This is a genomic window from Pseudomonas costantinii (genome assembly GCF_001870435.1).
In the GTDB taxonomy this organism is placed as follows: domain Bacteria; phylum Pseudomonadota; class Gammaproteobacteria; order Pseudomonadales; family Pseudomonadaceae; genus Aquipseudomonas; species Aquipseudomonas costantinii.
Genome location: NZ_MDDR01000005.1, coordinates 89254 through 109006, shown reverse-complemented (window position 1 = coordinate 109006; position 19753 = coordinate 89254). Strand labels below are relative to the sequence as shown.

The following is a 19753-nucleotide window of genomic DNA, read 5'->3' as shown; positions in this document are numbered from 1 at the left end:
CGGTGGCTAGAGCCTGAATTTGCCAACCAGCGTCTGTAAGTCCAGGCTCAGCCTCGTCAACTGAACGCTCGCAGTTGCGGTTTCCTCACTGGCGACTGCCGTTTGTTCCGACACATCCCGCACCGTCAACACACTGCGATTGATCTGCGCGGCCACCGCACTTTGCTGCTCGGCAGCGGCAGCAATCTGCGGGTTCATTTCCTGGATGAGCGACACGGTTCGCGCAATCGCCGCCAGCGCGTCGCCGACGTCTCGGGTCAGGCCGACGCTGTTGTCGGTCAGCGTACGACTGTTGTCCATGATGTCGGCGACCTGTTGTGTGTCGTTATGCAGGCGGAGGATCAGCCCTTCGATTTCTTCGGCGGACTCTTGGGTACGTTGGGCCAGGCTGCGAACCTCATCGGCCACCACGGCGAAACCTCTACCGGCGCTGCCTGCGCGCGCCGCCTCGATCGCGGCGTTCAGTGCCAGCAAGTTGGTCTGCTGGGACACTGACTTGATAACGTCCAGCACGCTGCCGATCTTTTGGCTCTGGCGCTGCAACGCGAGCATCGCCTGGCTGGAGCGTGCCATCTCATGGGCCAGATGATCGATTTGCTCAACGGCCTGCGTGACAATCTGTTCTCCCGCGCTTGCCTGTTGGTCCGCCTCGCTGGTGGCTGTGGATGCCTGTTCCGCGTGACGAGCGACTTCTTGCGCAGTGGCGAGCATTTCATTCATGGCCGTGGCCATCTGGTCGGTTTCCTCTTTCTGATAGTTGATCCCGCTGCGGGTCTGTTCGGTGACGGCTGACAGTTGGTTGGCAGCACCGGCTATTTGCCGGGCACTATCGCTGATACCCCCGATGAGGCTGCGTAGATTGAGCGTCATTTGCGCGATGCTCTGCTGCAACTGACCGAGTTCGTCATGGCGTTCGACCTGAGGGTTGTCACTCAAGTCGCCGTCGGCGATACGGTTGGCGGTGGTCAGGGTTTTACGCAATGGCACCACGATTTGCCGGGCGATCCACCACGCGGCCAGGCTGCCTAGTAGAAGCGCGGTCAGGGTGACACCCACCAGCAGCGTGCGGGTTTGGCTCGCTTCGTTGTCGCGCTTGAGGGTCTGGTCCTGGCTTAGCAGGTCGCTTTGTTCGAGCAATTGGTTGAGCTGTTGCTCTAGGCGATTTTGCACGGCTTCGGTGGTGAGCTGGGTCTCCTTGAGGGCATTGAGTTGCACGCGATAGTCCGCCAGGTCGGTTTTGAGCAGGGTGGAGTCAACGGGGAGCGTTGTAACGGCGGCCAGGGAGATTTCCAATGCGTCGAGGGTTTGGCTCACGGCCTGTTCGTAGGCGTTCAGCGAATCGGCTGACCAGGCCGGGCTTTGTGTACGGTCCTGCGCCAGTGCGATGGCTTGACGCAGGTTTTCTAATGTATCCAGGGCCATTTGGTCCTGCTGGTCGGGCAACTTGCTGGCCAGCTGGGCGAGGGTATCACCCGCCTGGAGCGCAGCATTTTTCAGTAGGGTGCGGGTGTTCTCGCGTCTCTCGATCAAGGGTGGCAGCTGCGCCAGCCCAGCCTTGAAGCTGTTGATCGACTGAGTCGCCTCTTGGACGCTCAGTTGGTTGTTCGGGTCTTTCAGGTTGCTGGAGAGGTCGGCGAGATACTGGTCGATCTTTTTAATCTGAGTGCTCATCTTGCTGAGACTGGCAGTGTCCGTGAGGGTGCGATACACGATGCGATCGGCGCGCATAGCCTCTGCCACTACGGCGAGTTGCCCCAACACAATCAAATTGTTCGAACGGCTGAGTACAGCATTCACGGCTTGCCAGCCGGTAATTGCGATGATGACGCTGAGGAGCAGCACCTGGCCGAAGCCTAGGGCCAGTTTAAGCGTGACGCTGGTGTTACCCAGCAGGCGGGTCAGCCGAGGAAACATGAGGAGCCTCCAAATCAGAAAGAGCGCTTGGGAACGCTAATTCGATTCGGAGTCATGGCGGGCTGATAATTGCGTAGGACGTTTCACAAGGTGCTGTGTTCGGCGGCCTCGATTAGCCGCCGCAAAGGGCCGATCAGACGCGGAAGCGCCCTACAAGCGTCTGCAAATAAATCCCCAGGCGTGCCAGCTCGGCGCTGGACGCGGCGGTTTCTTCACTGGCCGAAGAGGTCTGTTCAGACACGTCTCGCACATTCAGCACGCTGCGGTTGATCTCCTCAGCCACGGCGCTTTGTTGCTCGGCGGCGGTGGCGATCTGCGAGTTCATTGCCTGGATGGTCGAGACCGTGCGGGTGATATTGCCCAGCGCATTGCCGGCGCGGCGGGTCAGCTCCACGCTGCTCTCTGTGAGGCCACGGCTGTTGTCCATGATGGTCGCCACCTGTTGGGTGCCGCTTTGCAGGCCGACTATCAGTTCTTCGATCTCTTCGGTGGACTTCTGGGTGCGCTGGGCCAGGCTGCGCACCTCGTCAGCCACCACCGCGAAGCCACGTCCGGCCTCACCTGCACGTGCCGCCTCAATCGCCGCGTTCAGCGCCAGCAGGTTGGTTTGTTGAGCTACGGACTTGATCACGTCGAGTACGCTGCCGATCTTGTCGCTCTCGCGTTTCAGATGGCCCATCGCCTCGGTGGAGTTGCCGACTTCAGTGGCTAAGCGCTCGATCTGGGCGATGGCTTCACCCACCACCTTATCGCCTTCACGGGCTTGTTGATCAGCGGCTACGGCGGCTTCGGAGGCTTCCTCGGCGTTACGCGCGACCTCTTGTACGGTGGCGGCCATTTCATTCATGGCGGTGGCTACCTGATCGGTTTCCACTTTTTGGCTGTTGACCCCGGCGCTGGTCTGCTCGGTCACGGCCGACAGTTGCTCGGCGGCGCTGGCGATCTGAGTGACGCCGTCACTGATGCCGCCGATCAGCTCGCGCAGGCCCACGGTCATGCTCTGCATGGCACGTTGCAGTTGGCCCAGTTCGTCTTGGCGTCCGGAGTTGAGGTTGTGGCTCAAGTCGCCGGAGGCCACGCGCTCAGCCACTTTGAGGGTCTGGTTCAGCGGTATGACGATCTGACGGGTGATGGCCCAGGCGGCGACCATGCCGAAGATCAGCGCCAATACTGTGGCCAGCAGCAACAGTTGTTTGGCATGGGCGGCATCGGTGTCGCGCACCACGGTCTGGGAAATCGTGAGTTTGTCGCTGTTGCCCAGCAGGATGGCGCCTTGTTCGGTCGTGATTTTCAGGGCTGCCGCTGTTGCAACTTGGGAGTCACGGTACTGGCTGACGGCGGCGCGGTAGGCTTGCAGCGAGGTGCTGGCCTCTTGCAGGTTGGCCTGGTACTGCGCTGGCAGTTGGCCTTGGAGTTCGGTGATTTTCTTCAGGGCGTTGTCGATGGCATCCAGCGCGGGCTGCTCGGCTTCGGTCTTGCCGCTGTAGGTGTAGCCGCGAACCTGGAAGCGCGCTTGCTGAATCAGCTTGCTCAGGTCGACCACGCTGTTGAATTGGATGACGCTATCGCCTTGCAGCAGAGATTTCTCAATTTCGCTGGTTTTGGCCACAGCGTTATCGGCCGTATCTCCGAGCTTACTGCGCGCGCCTTCACGCTTGAGGCCGGCCTGGACCATGGTTGCAAAGGCTTTTTTGTATTGATTCAAGGCGTCCAGTTGTTGCTCTACCAGGGCCTTGTCGTCGGGTTGCTCGATCAGGCCTTCGGCGGTTTTCAGGCCACTGTCCAGTTGTGTGATCAGGTCGTTGACCGCGCCCGTGCCTTGTTCGCCGCGACGCATTTCGAAGTCCAGGCGCGCCAGGCGCAGGTCTTTGGTCAGGCTGTTGAGGCTGGAGATAAAGCCCAGCTTGTCGCCACGACTGGTCACGTCGCCCAGGCCGGTCCAACCGGTGAAGGTGATCAGCAGCGTCAGGATCAACACCAAGCCAAAGCCAATGCTCAGCTTGCGATTGACGCTCACATTCCCCAGATTTTCGGCTAACCAACGGTACATGCTGCGATCTCCTTTGGAACAAGGCTTGGACTTATTCAAAGGTTATCGGCAGCGTAGGGAGATTCTGTAGTGACGCAAATCCATTGTGGGCGTGTTGTCAGAACAGGCGCGCGAGCAGTGCGGTTACGGCGGTTTCGACGCGCAGGATGCGTGCACCCAACTGCACCGGTTGTAAGCCGGCCTTGGCCAGCAGGTCCACTTCGTAGGGAATCCAGCCACCTTCCGGGCCGATGGCCAGTGTGACTGGCTCATCCAGCCCACGCGGGCAGGGCGGGTAATCGCCGGGGTGGCCGATCAGGCCCAGAGTGCCTTCGGTCATGGCCGGCAGGCGGTCTTCGACGAAGGGCTTGAAGCGTTTTTCAATGATGATTTCGGGCAGCACGGTGTCCCGGGCCTGTTCCAGGCCGAGGATCAATTGCTCACGAACCGCTTCAGGCTCCAGGAACGGGGTTTGCCAGAAACTCTTTTCCACCCGGTAACTGTTGACCAGCACTACCTTGGGCACACCCATGGCGGCCACGGTTTGCAGCACCCGGCGCAGCATTTTCGGGCGCGGCAGGGCCAGCAATAGAGTCAGCGGCAGTTTGGCCGGAGGCGGCAGGTCAAAGCTGACTTGCAACTCGGCTTCGCGAGCTTCCAGGCGCAGCAGTTGCGCGTTGCCCATCAGCCCGCCGATGCGCCCAACCCGCAGGTTGTCGCCCACCACGGCGCGGTGGACTTCCTGCATATGCACCAGGCGCCGATCTCGCAGGACCACCCGGTCGGCCGCAACAAAGTCGGCCTCTTCAAGCAGCAGCAGGTTCACGGTTGGGTCGCTGGCGGCTGGTCGTCGTCGGGTTGGTCATCCGGATGATCGCCACGTTTGCTGATCAGGCTGCCGAACAGGATACCGATCTCGAAGAGCATCCACATTGGCACGGCCAGCAGGGTCTGGGAGAAGATGTCCGGCGGCGTCAGGATCATGCCGACCACGAAGCAGCCGATGATCACGTATGGGCGGATCTTCTTCAGGTATTGGACGTTGACCACACCGATCCACACCAGCAGTACGACCGCCACCGGGATTTCGAAGGCCACGCCAAAGGCGAAGAACAGCGTCATCACGAAGTCGAGGTAGCTGGTGATGTCGGTCATCATTTCAACGCCGGCCGGGGTGGCGGAGGCGAAGAACTTGAAGATCAGTGGGAACACTAGGAAGTAGGCGAAGGCCATGCCGGTGTAGAACAACAGGATGCTCGACACCAGCAATGGCACCGCGATGCGCTTCTCATGCTTGTACAGGCCCGGTGCGATAAAGCCCCAGATCTGATGCAGGATCACCGGAATCGCCAGGAACAACGACACCATCATGGTCAGCTTCAACGGTGTCAGGAACGGCGACGACACGTCGGTGGCGATCATCGTCGCGCCGGCCGGCAGGTAGTGGCGCAGCGGGGTGGAGACGAAGGTATAAATCTGCTGGGTAAAGGCGAACAGCCCGGCAAAGATGATGAAGATCGCCGCCACGCAACGCAGCAGGCGGGTACGCAACTCGGTGAGGTGCGAGACCAGCGGCATGTGCTGGTCGTTTTCCGGTTTATCAGCGCTCATGGGGCTCGCGGCGGCAATGTAGGGTCATGGGGCGCGGGCGACGCAACGGGCGTCGGCGCGGCGGGCTCTGTCGCGGTTGGAGCGGTCGGGATCGGAGCAGCAGGTGGGGCTTCAACCACAGGTGTCGGCGCGATGCTGTGCTCGGCCACAGGTTCGGCCGGTTTGGCGGGCTCCTGGACCGGGGAAAGAATCTTCCGCGCTTCCTGCTCCAACGACAGGATATGTTCGTTGTGCAGTTGCCGACGGATCTCGTCGGCGCCGATTTCCCGTTCAACTTCCTGTTTGATGGCGTTGAAGCTGCGCTTCAAGCGCCCGATCCATAGGCCTGCGGTGCGCGCGGCACCGGGCAGGCGTTCCGGCCCCAGCACCAACAGGGCAACCAGGCCGACGAGGAGCAGTTCAGAGAAGCTGATACCAAACATTAGTCAGTGCTCACGAGTCTTTGCGGGTCGGCTCTTCGACTTTCTCAGCCTGCACGTCGAAGGTACGACGCTCGGTGATTGGCTGGGCGGCCTGCGGGTGCACAGGCTGGACCGGCGGCGCTGGGTTAACTACGGGGTCAGCAGGTTTTTCATCGTCGTTCATGGCTTTACGAAAGCCCTTGATCGACTCGCCTACGTCGGTGCCCAGGTTCTTGAGTTTCTTGGTGCCGAACACCAGTACAACTACCACCAGAATGACGATCCAGTGTTTCCAGTCAAAAATGCCCATGCTGCAATTCCTCTGTGAAAGTTATTCAGGCGGACGGGCGCGAGGCCTTTTCGGCATGCCCGGACAAGCCGAAGCGACGGTCCAGTTCATCCAGCACTGCCTGTGGATGCTGCCCCAGTTGGGCGAGCATGACCAGGCTGTGGAACCACAAGTCGGCAGTTTCGTAGATCACATCGCTGCAGTCGCCGCTGATCTGCGCGTCCTTGGCTGCGATGATCGTCTCGATGGATTCCTCGCCGAGCTTTTCCAGAATTTTGTTCAGACCTTTGTGGTACAGGCTGGCGACATAGGAACTGTCGGCATCCGCGCCTTTGCGGTCTTCCAACACCTGGGCCACACGGTTCAGGGTATCGCTCATGTTCAGTGTCCTGCCGAGTAGATAGCGTGCGGGTCTTTGAGTACCGGTTCAACAACCTTCCATTCGCCGTTCTCGAACACGCGATAGAAGCAGCTGTGGCGACCGGTGTGGCAGGCGATGTCGCCGATTTGCTCGACCTTGAGGATCACCACGTCGGCGTCGCAGTCGATGCGCATCTCGTGCAGGGTTTGCACGTGCCCGGACTCTTCGCCCTTACGCCATAGTTTGCCACGCGAGCGTGACCAGTAGATGGCGCGCTGCTCAGTGGCAGTCAGGCTCAGGGCCTCGCGGTTCATCCAGGCCATCATCAGCACACGCCCGGTCTTGTAGTCCTGGGCAATGGCCGGCACCAGGCCGTCACTGTCCCACTTGATCTCGTCCAGCCAGTCTTTCATGTTCGGCTCCGGCAATTTGCGACAGTGTATAACCGGATTGGCTATCGACGCACGATCAGATAAACACCCACGGCGACCATGATGCCAGCGGGCCAGTGGCCCAGCTCATTCAGTGGCCCGCCAATGGCCAAAATTACGCCGCCCACCAGGTGCGCGGCGCCCAGCAGACGCAGGAACCAATCGTCCTTGCGCTTGTGCCACGGCGGCGCAGGGTCCTCGGCGTGGGGCTGGGACATGCGTTCCAGCAGGTCGCGGGTCATGTTGGCCAAGTGTGGCAGCTGTTCGAACTGGCTGTGCAGGTTGCCGATCAGGGTTTTCGGGCTGACGCGCTCGCGCATCCAGCGTTCCAGGAACGGTTGGGCGGTGTTCCACAGGTCGAGGTCCGGATACAGCTGGCGACCCAGGCCTTCGATATTCAGCAAGGTCTTTTGCAGCAGTACCAGCTGCGGCTGTACTTCCATGTTGAAGCGGCGCGCGGTCTGGAACAGGCGCATCAGCACTTGGCCGAAGGAAATATCTTTTAACGGTTTTTCAAAGATCGGTTCGCACACGGTGCGAATCGCCGCTTCGAATTCGTTGAGTTTGGTTTCCGCCGGCACCCAGCCCGAATCGATGTGCAACTGCGCCACGCGGCGGTAGTCACGCTTGAAGAAAGCGAACAAGTTGCGGGCCAGGTAGTCCTGGTCTTCCGGGGTCAGGCTGCCGACGATGCCGCAGTCGATCGCAATGTACTGCGGGCTCCACGGGTTGACGGTGCTGACGAAGATGTTGCCCGGGTGCATGTCGGCGTGGAAGAAGCTGTCGCGGAACACTTGGGTGAAGAAAATCTCCACGCCGCGCTCGGCGAGCATCTTCATGTCGGTGCGCTGGTCGGCCAGGGTGGCGAGGTCGGTGACCTGTACGCCATAGATACGCTCCATCACCAGCACTTTCGGGCGGCACCAGTCCCAATACACTTGCGGCACGTACAGCAGCGGCGAGCCTTCGAAGTTGCGCTTGAGCTGGCTGGCGTTGGCGGCTTCGCGCAGCAGGTCGAGTTCGTCGTAGATGGTTTTTTCGTAGTCGGCGACCACATCCACCGGGTGCAGCAGGCGCGCGTCGGCCGAGAAACGCTCGGCGGCGCGGGCGAGGATAAACAGCCACGCCAGGTCCTGGCCGATAATCGGCTTGAGACCCGGGCGGATCACCTTTACCACCACTTCTTCGCCGGTCTTGAGCTGCGCGGCGTGCACTTGCGCCACGGAGGCCGAGGCCAGCGGTTCGATGTCGAAGCGGCTGAACACTTCGCTGATTTTTTTACCAAGCTGCTCTTCGATCAGGTTGACCGATTGCTGGGAGTCGAACGGCGGTACGCGGTCTTGCAGCAGCATCAGCTCGTCGGCGATGTCTTCAGGCAGCAAGTCGCGGCGCGTGGAGAGGATTTGCCCGAACTTGATAAAGATCGGCCCCAAATCCTGTAACGCCAGGCGCAGGCGCGCACCACGGCTCAGCTCCAGCTGTTTGCGCGGGAACCAGCGCCACGGCAGCACGTAGCGCACCGCCAGCAGGAACCACGGCAGGGGCAGGGCGAACAGCAGGTCATCGAGGCGGTAGCGGATTACGACGCGCTGGATACGAAACAAACGGCGGACGGCGAGCAGCTTCATGCGTTATCGCTTGGATCAAGGGAACGGCTCAGGCGCTCGAAGCGCGCCTCAAGGCGTTCCAGGTCGATTTTGGCCTTGTCGAGTTCACGAAAGCGCGCTTGCGCTTCCCGTTCTCCGACCAGGGTGCGCGATTCTTCGCTCAAGTATTCGGCGAGGTTCTGGTTGAGGCTGGCGAATCCTTGCTGGTACCAGCGTGCGCGGCTGCGCAGGTGCCCGCTGATCAACTGGGTGGCCACAGGGCCGATCCAGCGTGACAGCTCGTATTCCCAGTCCAACTCCAGGTCTTGCAGCACGGCGGCCAGGTCCATCAGCACCGCGCTGTCGCCTTCCAGTTCCACTTCGGCGCTGTGCAGTATGGCGGTCTTGTTGCGGCTCAGGGCCAGGTGCAACAGGCTCGACGCCGGTGCGCGTAGCGTGCAGTCGGCCTCGGCGGCCCAGTCGGTCGCGAGCAGCAGGCCTTCATCACTGGGCAGGATAAACAGTTGCAAGGCGGGACTGCGGCAGTCGACGGCAATCACCTTGCCGTTCAAGTGCGCGAGCCGCGCCAGGGCGGTGCTGTCCAGGCGCAGTACACGATTGAGGCCGTGTTCAACGCTGGCCAGAAGACCTTTGAGCAGCATCAGGGCTTGATGCCGCGGTGCAGGGCGACGATGCCCGAGGTCATGTTGTGGTAGGTCACGCGGTCGAAGCCGGCCTCTACCATCATCGACTTCAGGGTTTCCTGGTCGGGGTGCATGCGGATCGATTCAGCCAGGTAGCGATAGCTTTCGGCGTCATTGGTGATCAGCTTGCCCATCAACGGCATGAAGGCAAAGGAGTAGGTGTCATAGACCTTGGACATCAGCGCGTTGGTCGGCTTGGAGAACTCCAGCACCAACAGACGGCCACCCGGCTTGAGTACGCGCAGCATCGAGCGGATCGCGTCTTCCTTGTGGGTCACGTTGCGCAGGCCGAAGGCGATGGTCACGCAGTCGAAATGGTTGTCCGGGAACGGCAGCTTTTCAGCATCTGCCTGGACGAATTCGATATTGCCGGCCACGCCTTTATCCAGCAGGCGATCGCGACCGACCTTGAGCATCGAGCCGTTGATGTCCGCGAGCACCACTTGGCCAGTGGGGCCGACGAGCTTGGAGAACTTGGCTGCCAGGTCGCCCGTACCACCGGCGATATCCAGTACGCGGTTGCCGGTGCGTACGCCCGACAGCTCGATGGTGAAACGCTTCCACAGGCGGTGCATACCGCCCGACAGCACGTCGTTCATCAGGTCGTACTTGGCGGCTACGGAGTGGAACACCTCAGCGACTTTTTCCGCTTTTTGGCTTTCCGGGACGTTCTTGAAGCCGAAGTGAGTGGTGGGTTCGGCATCGCTGCCTTTGCGCTGATCAGTCATATCGCTGTCACCAAAAGAGAATGCGGGACATGATAATCCCCAAGGCCTGCTTTGTCTTGGCAAGGCTGAAGGTAAGATAGGCGGTCACCGAGACCTTTTGCCGCACGGAAGGTGTTCCAGTCGTTATAAAGAGGAGTCATAGCAATGGCCCGTATTACCGTTGAGCGTGCACATACCCTGGGTAAAGAAGGCGCGCGGGCAAAGGCCGAGAAGTTGGCGCACAAACTCAAGGAACAATATGGCCTGGAGCCGTCGTGGTCCGGCGATACCTTGAACCTCAAGCGTTCGGGGGTTAAAGGCACGGTATTAGTCGCCGATGACTCACTGCGCATTGATGTGGAACTGGGCCTGTTGATGTCGGCCATGAGTGGCACCATCAAGTCCGAAATCGAGAAGGCCCTGGATAAGGCACTGGCCTGATCGATGTGTTCTTAGGGTGCCGATTCTAATTTTTCACCCTACTTTGTGCCCAAGCCCTCAACTCCTGTGGGCCGTTCCTCCACCCTATTTTGCGTGAGGTGCACCATGGCCAAAGTTATTTTGAAGAAAAAAATCGACGTTCAATCCACCGCCCTGAGTGACGTTAAAAGCTATGCCCGCAAGATCTGGCTGGCGGGACTTGGCGCCTATGCCAAGGTCGGCAGCGAGGGCAGCGAGTACTTCAAAGAGCTGGTTAAGACCGGTCAACATGTTGAAAGTAAAGGCAAAAAAGTTGTGGTTGAACAACTTGATGCCGCCAACAGTCAGATTGACCAAGTAAAGAGTAACGTCTCGAGCGTCAAAGGTTTGGTTGAAGTTCAACTGGATAAAGTTGAAAAAGCTTTTGACACGCGTGTTGCAAGTGCCTTGAATCGGATCGGCATTGCGTCTAAACATGACGTTGAGACACTCTCTGCTAAGCTCGAAGAGCTGACGGCATTGCTAGAACGTGTCGCGCGTAAACACTAAGGAGACATCGGGATGGCTGTTAAGAAGACTACTCAGAAAGAAAACAGCTCGTGGATCGGGGAAGTTGAAAAATATTCCCGTAAGATCTGGCTGGCTGGTTTAGGCGTGTATTCGAAGGTTAGCAGTGACGGCGGCAAATACTTCGATACTTTGGTCAAGGACGGCGAGAAGGCCGAGAAGTTGACCAAGAGCACGGTTGGTAAAAAAGTTGAAGCGGCCAAGGCAACTGCCGGTTCCGCCAAGTCGAGCATTTCTGACACCTGGGGCAAGTTGGAAGAAACTTTCGACAAGCGCCTCAACAGTGCCATTTCGCGACTGGGCGTACCTAGCAAAGCAGAGCTCAAAACGCTGCACAGCAAGGTCGATACCCTGACCAAGCAAATCGAAAAACTCACCGGCGCTAAAGTGGCTCCCGTGAAAGCTGTCGCTGCAAAACCTGCTGCCAAGCCTGCCGCTAAAACCGCAGCTGCCAAACCCGCGGCTAAACCTGCGGCCAAGCCTCTGGTGAAAGCCGCGGCCAAGCCTGCTGCAAAACCTGCGGCCAAGGCTCCAGCCAAAGCAGCAGCAAAACCTGCCGCCAAGCCTGCTGCGAAAACCGCAGCCGCCAAACCGGCTGCCAAGCCTGCCGCTAAACCCGTGGCCGCTAAAGCTGCTGCCAAGCCTGCTGCAAAACCAGCCGCCAAACCAGCGGCTAAAACCGCCGCCGCCAAACCTGCCGCCAAGCCGGCTGCTGCAAAACCAGCCGTCAAGCCAGCTGCGGCAAAACCTGTGGCTGCCAAGCCGGCGGCAAAACCTGCTGCAGTGAAGAAACCAGCGGTAGCCAAAAAACCAGCAGCCGCCAAACCTGCTGTTGCGGCCAAGCCTGCTACCTCGGCGCCAACCGCTTCGACAGCCAACTCGGTTTCCGCACCGACACACGCTGTTGCAACCTCGACTGCAACGCCGGTAACCCCGACGCCATCCAGTCAGTCCTGATTTTATCAGGGCGTAAAAAATGCCCGGCCTGCAAAGGTCGGGCATTTTTTTATGGCGCAGCTTCTTCAACGCCACACATTTTTAATCTATGTCATCCAGGTATTTCAGCGCGAATTTCTCGGTTGCCAGCCGTGCCGGCAACAACAGATGTGGCGCCACCAGCATCATGATCTGGTACACCACCACTCGCACTTCACCTTCACGGTCCAGAATCCGCTGGTAATCCAGGGAAAACAGCAAGGTCATGGTGATCTGCTCCACCAGTTGCCCCAACGCCTGGGTGCCACTGACCAACTGCCCCGATGCCTTCAACCGCGCGAGCAATGACGCCAGGGTGCGCTTGAGCGCCGTCAGCAGGTTGCGAATACCCTTGGCCAGTTTTGGCAGGCGCCCGGCCAGGTTCGACAGGTCCTGGAACAGAAACCGGTAATGGGCCATGCGCTCGACGATCAAGTGCAGGAACAGCCAATAGTCCTCGGCCTCCAACTGCGCATCCGCCGGTGGGTCGAGCAGCGGTGCCAACTCACATTGAAAGCGCTCGAACAATCCGAGCACCAACGGCTCCTTGCCATGGAAGTGGTAGTAGAGGTTGCCCGGGCTGATCCCCATTTCATTGGCCACCTCCATGGTCGACACGTTCGGTTCGCCCTTCTGGTTGAACAACTGCAGGGCACATTCAAGGATACGGTCGCGGGTCTTCATCCAGTCTTCTTAATGTGATCGTTGAGCTCAGCGCACACGCACGTAAGTGCCTGGCGCCGCTTCCATCGGTGGGTAATTCTGGTTGCCCAGGGCAGTCAGGGTTTCGCGCTGTACGCCTGAGCGTTGCTGAATCCACTCCAGCCACTGCGGCCACCAGCTGCCTTCGACGTGGTTGGCGTCGTAGTACCAGGCGCGCGGGTCGCTGCTTAGCTTGGGGTTCTCGACGTAGTTAGCCTTGGGGTTGCCCGGCGGGTTGAGGATGCTCTGGATATGCCCGCTATTGGACAGCACAAAGCGCTTGTCACCACCCAGCAGTTGGGTCGAGCGATACACCGCGTCCCATGGCGTGATGTGGTCGTTGATCCCGGCCACGCTGAAGCTGTCCACCGTGACCTTCTGCAAATCAATCGGTGTACCGCATACCTCCAGGCCGCCGGGATGGCTCAACGGGTTGTGCTTGAAGAAGTCCAGCAGGTCGCCATGCAGCGCGGCGGGCAGACGCGTGTTGTCGTTGTTCCAGTACAGGATGTCGAAGGCCGGCGGCTCCTTGCCCAACAGGTAATTGTTGATCCAGTAGTTCCAGATCAGATCGTTGGGGCGCATCCAGGCAAACACCTTGGCCATGTCGCGGCCGTCCAGCACGCCTTGCTGGTAGGAACGACGCTTGGCGGCTTCCAGAGTCTGTTCGTCGGCGAACAGGGTGGCGGGGCTGTCGATCTGGCTGTCCAGCAGGCTCACCAGGTAACTGGCACTGGAGATGCGCCGCAGTTGACGTTTGGCTTGCAGGTGACCTTGCAGGGCGGCAATGGTCAGGCCGCCTGCGCAAGCGCCCATCAGGTTGACCTCGCGGGCGCCAGTGATGGCTCGGCATACGTTGAGTGCTTCCTCCAAGGCCGCAACGTAGGTGGAGAGCCCCCATTCACGGTGGCGCACATCCGGGTTGCGCCAACTGACCATGAACGTCTGCAGGCCGTTTTTCAGGGCGAACTGCACAAAGCTGTTGGCTGGGCTGAGGTCGAAGATGTAGTACTTGTTGATTTGCGGCGGCACTATCAGCAGCGGTTTGGCGTACTGTTTTTCGCTCATGGGCTTGTACTGGATCAACTCCAGCAGCTCATTACGAAACACCACTGAGCCTGGGGTGGTAGCGACCGTTTTGCCCACTTCAAAGGCGTGCTTGCTCACCTGGCGCGGCAGGCCATTGTTGTGCAGCAGGTCTTCGAACAGGTTGCTCACGCCGCGCACCACGCTGTTGCCGCCGGAGTTGAGCAGCTCCTTGATGGCCAGCGGGTTGAGCAGGGTGTTTGAGGGAGAGACCGCATCGTTGAGCAGGGAAAAAGCAAAGTGCGCACGGGCCCGGTCATCGGCACTCAGCGTACTGTCGTCGATCCAGTGGCGGGCTTGCTTTTGCCAGCTCAAGTAGGCTTGCAGGCTACGCCGGTACAGCGGGTTGAGCTTCCAGGTGGGGTCACTGAAGCGGCTGTCGTGGGGGTTGGGTTCATGCACGGCTTCACCCAGCAAGACGCGGCCCAGTTGTCCGCCCAGGGCCAGGGCATGACGGGCGGTATGCACCGGGTTGCGCAAGCCGTGGGCGGCTACGCTGCGCAGGGTCGACAGCAAATCTCGACCGCGCAGGCCGGTGATCGCATTTTGCGCATTGATGAACGCCGCCGGGGTGGGCGCCGGGTTCGTCACGGGTCTTTCTCGCATGAGCCAACACTCCTTCGTCAAGCCATCATCAACAGGCACGCCAATTCAGAACCATAGTCGGTTCTTGGCAAGTTGCGCGGCGGTGTGGTCCTTACACCGCGGGTCGCGGGTGAATCACTGCCCGCATGCGCTCCTCCTCGAGAAATTTCATGATGATCGGCGCTACGGCTTCGGCGCGGGTGATCAGGAACAGGTGGCCGTCATCGATGACGTGTAACTGTGCGTTGGGAATGCGCCAGGCCAGCATGCGCATGTTGATCAGGGGGATCAGCGGGTCGTCGTCCCCCGCCAGCACCAGGGTCGGTTGGCGGATCTTGTGCAGCCAGTGGATGCTGGTCCAGCCCAGCCCCGCAAACAGCTGCCAGTAGTAACCCAGCTTGCCGGCCGAGCGCACTTTGCTGGCGTGCTCGGCGGCCAATTTCGAATCGCGGCGGAACGAGCCGCCATAAATCATCGGCGCAATGCGCACCACGTGGGAGGGTTGGATGTAGCGCCGAGGGCTTGCCATCAGCCACAGCACCTTCGGCTTGCCCGGCACCATCACCGCGCCCGCCGCCGTGGCCGCCAGGATCAGCTTCTTGCAGCGCTCCGGGTAGTCATAGGCAAATTGCTGCGCCAAAGCCCCGCCCCAGGAAACTCCCACCACGTTAACCTGGCCGTAGTCGAGGTAATCGAGCATGCGCGCAGTGAGTTTGGCCAGGCCGGGAAATCGATAAGGCCGATTGGGTGTCGAGGACCCGCCCACCCCTGGCACATCGAAGGCGATCACTTCCAGGTCCGGGTCCAGGGCCTGGACGAACGGAAACACCAACTCAAGGTTGGCGCCGATGCCGTTGAAGATCAGCAACGGCGTCAAATGAGGCTTGCCCGGGCGTACCGCCGTGCGGATGGTCTGGCCATCCAGGTCGATGGTACGGAAGATGAACGGTTGCGGCATGCTCAAGCCCTGTGAAGTGGCACTACTTGTCTGTAGGAACTCGGTCAATGTGGGAGCAGGCAAGCCGGCCCCCACACTGACCTCATTTCAACCACAAAATTTGCTTATCGTTCATGCACATATGTACCCGGCGCCGCCTCAGCTGCGCCATAGGCTTTATTACCCAAACTCGTCGGCGCTTTCTTCAACTTACCCGCGCGCTCTGCCTGCCAAACCTGCCAATGCAGCCACCAGGAGTCGGTGTGCTTGGTGGCATTCTCCTGCCATTCCAGCGCTTTGCCCGACAGGCTGTCACTGGTCTGGTAGCGCGCCTTGGGGTTGCCCGGCGGATTAAGGATGCTCTGGATGTGACCACTGCTGGACAGCACGAATTCAACCTTGCCGCCAAACAGCTGGGCTGATTTGTAGCAGGACTGCCATGGTGTGATGTGATCGTTGGTGCCGGCCAATGAGTAGATATCGGCGGTGACCTTCTTGAGATCGATCGGCGTGCCGCACACTTCCAGTGCATCGGCGCGCACCAGCGGGTTGTTCTTGAACAGTTCGATCAAGTCGCCGTGGAATGCCGCAGGTAAGCGCGTGGTGTCGTTGTTCCAGAACAGGATGTCGAACACCGGCGGCTCGTTGCCCAGGAGGTAGTTATTGACCCAGTAGTTCCAGATCAGGTCGTTGGGGCGCATCCACGCGAACACCTTGGCCATGTCGCGGCCTTCCAGCACGCCAGCCTGGTAGGAGTGGCGCTTGGCGGCCTCCAGGGTTTGCTCGTCGACGAACAGCGCCACCTGGGTGTCCAGAGTGGTGTCCAGCACGCTCACCAGCAGGGTCAGGGCGTTGACCTTCTTCTCTCCCAGTGCCGCGTAGTGGCCGAGCAACGCGGTGCAGGTAATGCCGCCGGAGCAGGCGCCAAGCATGTTGACGTCCTTGCTGCCGGTAATGGCGGTGACCACATCGACGGCTTCCTTGAGTGCCTCGATATAGGTCGACAGGCCCCATTCGCGCTGGGCCTTGGTCGGGTTGCGCCAACTGACGATAAAAGTCTGTTGGCCGTTGCGCAGGCAAAAGCGCGCCAGGCTCTTATCCGGGCTCAGGTCGAATACGTAGAATTTGTTGATCTGCGGCGGCACCACCAGTAATGGGCGCTCGTGCACCTGCTCGGTGATGGGCTTGTACTGGATCAGCTCCAGCACGTCGTTGCGAAACACGACCGCGCCTTCGGTGGTGCCCAGGGTCTTGCCGACTTCAAAGGCGCCCATGTTGACCTGGCTCGGCATGCCGCCGTTGTGCACCATGTCCTTGGCCAGATGGGACAGGCCATCGAGCAGGCTTTTGCCGCCGGTTTCAAAGAAGCGTTTGATCGCCGCCGGGTTGGCCGCACTGTTGGTGGGGGCCATGGCTTCGGTCATCAGGTTGATCACGAAGTGACCGCGGCTGATGTCCTGTTCCGACAAGTTGCTGTCACCGATCCAGTCGTGGAGTTCCTTGCGCCACGCCAGGTAGGTTTGCAGGTAACGTTTGTAGAGCGGGTTCTGGCTCCACGCAGGGTCATGAAAGCGGCGGTCGTCGCTTTCGGGCACCAGTTGCGATTTGCCGAACATCACGTTCTTCAATTCGACGCCAAAGTGGGCGACGTGCTTGACGCTGTGCAACGGTTGCTTGATGGCCTGGGTCAGCACCATCTTCGCCGAGGCCAGTAAATCCTTTTTACGTAACGCGATGATCGGGTTCAGCCCCAGGGTGTTTTCTGAGGCCTGGCGTTTCAAGTCATCGTTGTTCTTGTTACTCATCTACGACGCTCCATTGTCCGAAAGACGAGTACCGGGTACTGCTGTGCACCCAATTTCGATACACAACACAAGCCTGGTACTGCGACTCGGGTGACCGTTGATACCGCATCGTCAAATGCAGGGAACTTGCCAGTTCCATTGGTTACCCGAGTTTAATTTTTTTCGCAAGCGGGCCAATCGTTGGCCACGAGAGAGGGCATTCAAGCAGATGAAATTAGAAAATGCCCTCTAAAGAGCAAGAAGCCTGGACTAGAGCATCAGCCGCACGATCGACTCACTCGGATCGCGGGTTTTTCCAGCGGCTTTGAGCTCAGCCAGGTAATCGGCCCACAACGCATCCTGGCGCATGGCCAACTGGTAAAGGTAGTCCCAGGTGAACAGTCCGCTGTCATGCCCGTCGTCGAAGGTCAATTTCAGTGCGTACTGCCCGGCCGGTTCTATCTTGGTCAACCGGACGTTGAGCTTGCCGAACTGGAGAATGGGTTTGCCGTGGCCCTGGACCTCGGCGGAAGGTGAGTGCACCCGCAACAGTTCGGCGGGCAACTGATAGACCTCGTCGGGCCCGTAGGTGAGGCCGAGGGTGTTGGAGGTTTTGTGCAGGTTTATAGCGGTAGGGAGTTTAGACATAGTGAACCGCCCAAAGATGATCCTGAAGGAACCGGCTCAAAAATGTGGGAGCGGGCTTGCTCCCACATTAAAGCAAAGCGGTCCTGTGTGAGGCTTACAGGATATAACGAGACAGATCTTCGTTTTGCGCCAATTCGCCCAGGTGGCTGTTGACGTAGTCGGCGTCGATCTTGATCACTTCGCCATTCTGCGCACCGGCCAAATCGCCAGCACTGAAGGACACTTCCTCAAGCAGACGCTCAAGCAGGGTGTGCAGGCGACGAGCACCAATGTTCTCGGTCTTTTCGTTGACCTGCCAGGCGATCTCCGCCAGGCGCTTGATACCGTCTGGCAGGAACTCGATCCCCAAACCTTCGGTTTTCAACAGCTCGCGGTATTGCTCGGTGAGCGACGCGTGCGGCTCGCTGAGGATGCGCTCGAAGTCGCCCGGCGTCAGTGCCTTGAGTTCCACGCGAATCGGCAGACGGCCTTGCAGCTCCGGCACCAGGTCGCTTGGCTTGCTCAAGTGGAACGCACCAGAGGCGATAAACAGGATGTGGTCGGTCTTGACCATGCCCAGCTTGGTATTCACGGTGCAGCCTTCGATCAGCGGCAGCAGGTCGCGCTGCACACCTTCACGGGACACATCGACACCGCCGGAGTTGCCGCGTTTGGCCACCTTGTCGATCTCGTCGATAAACACGATACCGTGCTGCTCAACTGCTTCCAGGGCCTTGGCTTTGAGCTCTTCCTCATTCACCAGGCGTCCGGCTTCTTCGTCACGCACCAATTTCAGTGCTTCCTTCACTTTGAGCTTGCGGCTTTTCTTCTTGCCCTTGCCCATGTTGGAGAACAGGTTCTGCAACTGGCTGGTCATTTCTTCCATGCCAGGCGGGGCAGAGATATCCACGCCGGAGATTTCGGCGACTTCAATCTCGATTTCCTTGTCGTCCAGCTGGCCTTCGCGCAGGCGTTTGCGGAACAGTTGGCGAGTGTTGGAATCCGAGGCTGGGGCGGCGTCTTCGTTGAAACCCATGCGTGCCGGTGGCAGCAGGGCGTCGAGGATGCGGTCTTCGGCGGCGTCTTCAGCGCGGTGGCTGACCTTGGTCATTTCCTGTTCGCGCAGCAGCTTCAGGGCGGCGTCGGCCAGGTCACGAATGATCGACTCAACGTCGCGGCCTACGTAGCCCACTTCGGTGAACTTGGTGGCTTCGACCTTGATGAACGGTGCATTGGCCAGTTTGGCCAGGCGTCGGGCGATTTCGGTTTTACCGACGCCGGTCGGGCCGATCATCAGGATGTTTTTCGGCGTTACTTCAACGCGCAGTTCTTCGGGTAGTTGCATCCGGCGCCAGCGGTTACGCAGCGCAATGGCAACAGCGCGCTTGGCATCGTCCTGGCCGATGATATGGCGATTGAGTTCATGGACGATTTCGCGGGGAGTCATGGACATAGTATTTGGCGGTCCTCAAGCGGGAATAAGCCTACGGCTTACTCGGCGAGGTCCTGCTCCTCAATGGTCAGATTGTGGTTGGTAAACACGCAGATATCGCCGGCGATACCCAGGGCAGTCTCGACAATTTCCCGGGCTGACAGGTCAGTTTTCTTCAACAGCGCGCTGGCTGCAGCTTGTGCATAGCCACCGCCGGAACCCATGGCGATCAAGCCGTTTTCCGGCTCTACCACGTCGCCGTTGCCGGTGATGATCAAGGAGGCGTCTTTGTTGGCAACAGCCAGCATGGCTTCGAGGCGGCTGAGGGAGCGGTCGGTGCGCCATTCTTTGGCGAGTTCGACAGCGGCGCGTACGAGGTGGCCCTGGTGTTTTTCCAGCTGGCCTTCGAAACGCTCGAAGAGGGTGAAGGCGTCGGCGGTGGCGCCGGCAAAGCCTGCCAGAACCTGGCCGTGGTACAGGCGACGCACTTTTTTGGCGTTGCCTTTCATCACGGTGTTGCCAAGGGAAACCTGGCCGTCGCCGCCCATGACGACTTTGCCGTGGCGACGAACTGAAACGATGGTGGTCAAGGGGAGAGTCTCCAC

21 protein-coding genes and 1 pseudogene are annotated in these 19753 nt (G+C 59.7%); 3 read left to right on the top strand and 19 right to left on the bottom strand.

All coding sequences use genetic code 11. The features are described from left to right. Nucleotides 1-6: 6 nt before the first annotated feature. From BFL40_RS02600 to ubiE, 12 genes and pseudogenes are all read right to left on the bottom strand, one after another. Nucleotides 7-1914, bottom strand: a complete 1908-nt coding sequence (locus tag BFL40_RS02600; protein ID WP_071482640.1) for a HAMP domain-containing methyl-accepting chemotaxis protein — start codon at nucleotides 1912-1914, stop codon at nucleotides 7-9. Nucleotides 1915-2047: 133 nt separating this feature from the next. Then, the gene (locus tag BFL40_RS34535) at nucleotides 2048-2761 is read right to left on the bottom strand and encodes a methyl-accepting chemotaxis protein (RefSeq protein ID WP_439896719.1); all 714 of its coding nucleotides are present in this window, start codon (nucleotides 2759-2761) and stop codon (nucleotides 2048-2050) included. 144 nt (nucleotides 2762-2905) lie between these two features. Then, nucleotides 2906-3964: pseudogene (locus tag BFL40_RS34530) on the bottom strand (methyl-accepting chemotaxis protein); the annotation flags it as partial. Nucleotides 3965-4061: 97 nt separating this feature from the next. Continuing rightward, nucleotides 4062-4769 (bottom strand): 16S rRNA (uracil(1498)-N(3))-methyltransferase, encoded by a 708-nt coding sequence (locus BFL40_RS02590; protein WP_071482642.1) that lies wholly within the window; start codon nucleotides 4767-4769, stop codon nucleotides 4062-4064. Then, a complete protein-coding gene (tatC, locus tag BFL40_RS02585; RefSeq protein ID WP_071482643.1) occupies nucleotides 4766-5554 on the bottom strand; it encodes a twin-arginine translocase subunit TatC in 789 nt (262 codons plus the stop codon). Before tatC ends, BFL40_RS02590 begins: the two co-directional genes overlap by 4 nt. Then, on the bottom strand, nucleotides 5551-5976 hold the full coding sequence (tatB, locus tag BFL40_RS02580) for a Sec-independent protein translocase protein TatB (RefSeq protein ID WP_071482644.1): 426 nt from the start codon (nucleotides 5974-5976) through the stop codon (nucleotides 5551-5553). Before tatB ends, tatC begins: the two co-directional genes overlap by 4 nt. Before the next feature lie 10 nt (nucleotides 5977-5986). After that, nucleotides 5987-6265, bottom strand: a complete 279-nt coding sequence (locus BFL40_RS02575) for a twin-arginine translocase TatA/TatE family subunit (protein WP_071482645.1) — start codon at nucleotides 6263-6265, stop codon at nucleotides 5987-5989. Between the two features lie 25 nt (nucleotides 6266-6290). Continuing rightward, nucleotides 6291-6623 carry a phosphoribosyl-ATP diphosphatase gene (locus BFL40_RS02570; RefSeq protein WP_027605032.1) on the bottom strand — a complete coding sequence of 111 codons (333 nt, stop codon included), beginning with the start codon at nucleotides 6621-6623 and terminating at the stop codon, nucleotides 6291-6293. A 2-nt stretch (nucleotides 6624-6625) separates the two neighbouring features. After that, a complete protein-coding gene (gene hisI / locus BFL40_RS02565; RefSeq protein WP_012721796.1) occupies nucleotides 6626-7018 on the bottom strand; it encodes a phosphoribosyl-AMP cyclohydrolase in 393 nt (130 codons plus the stop codon). Between the two features lie 41 nt (nucleotides 7019-7059). Further along, entirely contained in the window at nucleotides 7060-8664 is a 1605-nt protein-coding gene (gene ubiB / locus BFL40_RS02560; protein WP_071482646.1) for a ubiquinone biosynthesis regulatory protein kinase UbiB, read from the bottom strand. Continuing rightward, nucleotides 8661-9284, bottom strand: a complete 624-nt coding sequence (locus BFL40_RS02555) for a ubiquinone biosynthesis accessory factor UbiJ (protein WP_071482647.1) — start codon at nucleotides 9282-9284, stop codon at nucleotides 8661-8663. Before BFL40_RS02555 ends, ubiB begins: the two co-directional genes overlap by 4 nt. After that, nucleotides 9284-10054 (bottom strand): bifunctional demethylmenaquinone methyltransferase/2-methoxy-6-polyprenyl-1,4-benzoquinol methylase UbiE, encoded by a 771-nt coding sequence (gene ubiE, locus BFL40_RS02550; protein ID WP_003171186.1) that lies wholly within the window; start codon nucleotides 10052-10054, stop codon nucleotides 9284-9286. Before ubiE ends, BFL40_RS02555 begins: the two co-directional genes overlap by 1 nt. 144 nt (nucleotides 10055-10198) lie before the next feature. Here ubiE and BFL40_RS02545 point away from each other — a divergent pair, with 144 nt between their 5' ends. From BFL40_RS02545 to BFL40_RS02535, 3 genes are all read left to right on the top strand, one after another. Then, nucleotides 10199-10474, top strand: a complete 276-nt coding sequence (locus BFL40_RS02545; protein WP_071482648.1) for a polyhydroxyalkanoic acid system family protein — start codon at nucleotides 10199-10201, stop codon at nucleotides 10472-10474. 105 nt (nucleotides 10475-10579) lie between these two features. Beyond that, complete coding sequence (locus tag BFL40_RS02540; protein ID WP_071482649.1) at nucleotides 10580-11002, top strand: phasin family protein; 423 nt, start codon at nucleotides 10580-10582, stop codon at nucleotides 11000-11002. Nucleotides 11003-11014: 12 nt separating this feature from the next. Further along, nucleotides 11015-11977 carry a phasin family protein gene (locus tag BFL40_RS02535; protein WP_071482650.1) on the top strand — a complete coding sequence of 321 codons (963 nt, stop codon included), beginning with the start codon at nucleotides 11015-11017 and terminating at the stop codon, nucleotides 11975-11977. Nucleotides 11978-12058: 81 nt separating this feature from the next. Here the strand turns inward: BFL40_RS02535 and BFL40_RS02530 are convergent, their stop codons facing one another. From BFL40_RS02530 to hslV, 7 genes are all read right to left on the bottom strand, one after another. Then, entirely contained in the window at nucleotides 12059-12679 is a 621-nt protein-coding gene (locus tag BFL40_RS02530) for a TetR/AcrR family transcriptional regulator (protein ID WP_071482651.1), read from the bottom strand. A gap of 27 nt (nucleotides 12680-12706) precedes the next feature. After that, on the bottom strand, nucleotides 12707-14389 hold the full coding sequence (phaC, locus tag BFL40_RS02525; protein ID WP_071482652.1) for a class II poly(R)-hydroxyalkanoic acid synthase: 1683 nt from the start codon (nucleotides 14387-14389) through the stop codon (nucleotides 12707-12709). A 91-nt stretch (nucleotides 14390-14480) separates the two neighbouring features. Next, nucleotides 14481-15326 carry a poly(3-hydroxyalkanoate) depolymerase gene (gene phaZ, locus BFL40_RS02520; protein WP_071482653.1) on the bottom strand — a complete coding sequence of 282 codons (846 nt, stop codon included), beginning with the start codon at nucleotides 15324-15326 and terminating at the stop codon, nucleotides 14481-14483. A gap of 104 nt (nucleotides 15327-15430) precedes the next feature. Then, entirely contained in the window at nucleotides 15431-17110 is a 1680-nt protein-coding gene (gene phaC / locus BFL40_RS02515; RefSeq protein ID WP_071482654.1) for a class II poly(R)-hydroxyalkanoic acid synthase, read from the bottom strand. Nucleotides 17111-17359: 249 nt separating this feature from the next. Continuing rightward, a complete protein-coding gene (locus BFL40_RS02510) occupies nucleotides 17360-17737 on the bottom strand; it encodes a gamma-butyrobetaine hydroxylase family protein (protein ID WP_071482655.1) in 378 nt (125 codons plus the stop codon). 94 nt (nucleotides 17738-17831) lie between these two features. Beyond that, nucleotides 17832-19169, bottom strand: a complete 1338-nt coding sequence (gene hslU / locus BFL40_RS02505) for an ATP-dependent protease ATPase subunit HslU (protein ID WP_071482656.1) — start codon at nucleotides 19167-19169, stop codon at nucleotides 17832-17834. A 38-nt stretch (nucleotides 19170-19207) separates the two neighbouring features. Further along, complete coding sequence (gene hslV / locus BFL40_RS02500; protein WP_017738857.1) at nucleotides 19208-19738, bottom strand: ATP-dependent protease subunit HslV; 531 nt, start codon at nucleotides 19736-19738, stop codon at nucleotides 19208-19210. Nucleotides 19739-19753 lie beyond the last annotated feature (15 nt).

Excerpts from the sequence above, each read along its gene's own strand:
- tatC (WP_071482643.1), bottom strand. The coding sequence starts at position 5,554 with ATGAGCGCTGATAAACCGGAAAACGACCAGCACATGCCGCTGGTCTCG.
- BFL40_RS02530 (WP_071482651.1), bottom strand. The coding sequence starts at position 12,679 with ATGAAGACCCGCGACCGTATCCTTGAATGTGCCCTGCAGTTGTTCAAC.
- phaC (WP_071482654.1), bottom strand. The coding sequence starts at position 17,110 with ATGAGTAACAAGAACAACGATGACTTGAAACGCCAGGCCTCAGAAAAC.
- tatB (WP_071482644.1), bottom strand. The coding sequence starts at position 5,976 with ATGTTTGGTATCAGCTTCTCTGAACTGCTCCTCGTCGGCCTGGTTGCC.
- hslU (WP_071482656.1), bottom strand. The coding sequence starts at position 19,169 with ATGTCCATGACTCCCCGCGAAATCGTCCATGAACTCAATCGCCATATC.
- ubiE (WP_003171186.1), bottom strand. The coding sequence starts at position 10,054 with ATGACTGATCAGCGCAAAGGCAGCGATGCCGAACCCACCACTCACTTC.
- BFL40_RS02575 (WP_071482645.1), bottom strand. The coding sequence starts at position 6,265 with ATGGGCATTTTTGACTGGAAACACTGGATCGTCATTCTGGTGGTAGTT.
- BFL40_RS34535 (WP_439896719.1), bottom strand. The coding sequence starts at position 2,761 with ATGAATGAAATGGCCGCCACCGTACAAGAGGTCGCGCGTAACGCCGAG.
- BFL40_RS02555 (WP_071482647.1), bottom strand. The coding sequence starts at position 9,284 with ATGCTGCTCAAAGGTCTTCTGGCCAGCGTTGAACACGGCCTCAATCGT.
- hisI (WP_012721796.1), bottom strand. The coding sequence starts at position 7,018 with ATGAAAGACTGGCTGGACGAGATCAAGTGGGACAGTGACGGCCTGGTG.
- phaZ (WP_071482653.1), bottom strand. The coding sequence starts at position 15,326 with ATGCCGCAACCGTTCATCTTCCGTACCATCGACCTGGATGGCCAGACC.
- phaC (WP_071482652.1), bottom strand. The coding sequence starts at position 14,389 with ATGCGAGAAAGACCCGTGACGAACCCGGCGCCCACCCCGGCGGCGTTC.
- BFL40_RS02510 (WP_071482655.1), bottom strand. The coding sequence starts at position 17,737 with ATGTCTAAACTCCCTACCGCTATAAACCTGCACAAAACCTCCAACACC.
- BFL40_RS02570 (WP_027605032.1), bottom strand. The coding sequence starts at position 6,623 with ATGAGCGATACCCTGAACCGTGTGGCCCAGGTGTTGGAAGACCGCAAA.
- BFL40_RS02545 (WP_071482648.1), top strand. The coding sequence starts at position 10,199 with ATGGCCCGTATTACCGTTGAGCGTGCACATACCCTGGGTAAAGAAGGC.
- BFL40_RS02600 (WP_071482640.1), bottom strand. The coding sequence starts at position 1,914 with ATGTTTCCTCGGCTGACCCGCCTGCTGGGTAACACCAGCGTCACGCTT.
- BFL40_RS02535 (WP_071482650.1), top strand. The coding sequence starts at position 11,015 with ATGGCTGTTAAGAAGACTACTCAGAAAGAAAACAGCTCGTGGATCGGG.
- BFL40_RS02540 (WP_071482649.1), top strand. The coding sequence starts at position 10,580 with ATGGCCAAAGTTATTTTGAAGAAAAAAATCGACGTTCAATCCACCGCC.
- ubiB (WP_071482646.1), bottom strand. The coding sequence starts at position 8,664 with ATGAAGCTGCTCGCCGTCCGCCGTTTGTTTCGTATCCAGCGCGTCGTA.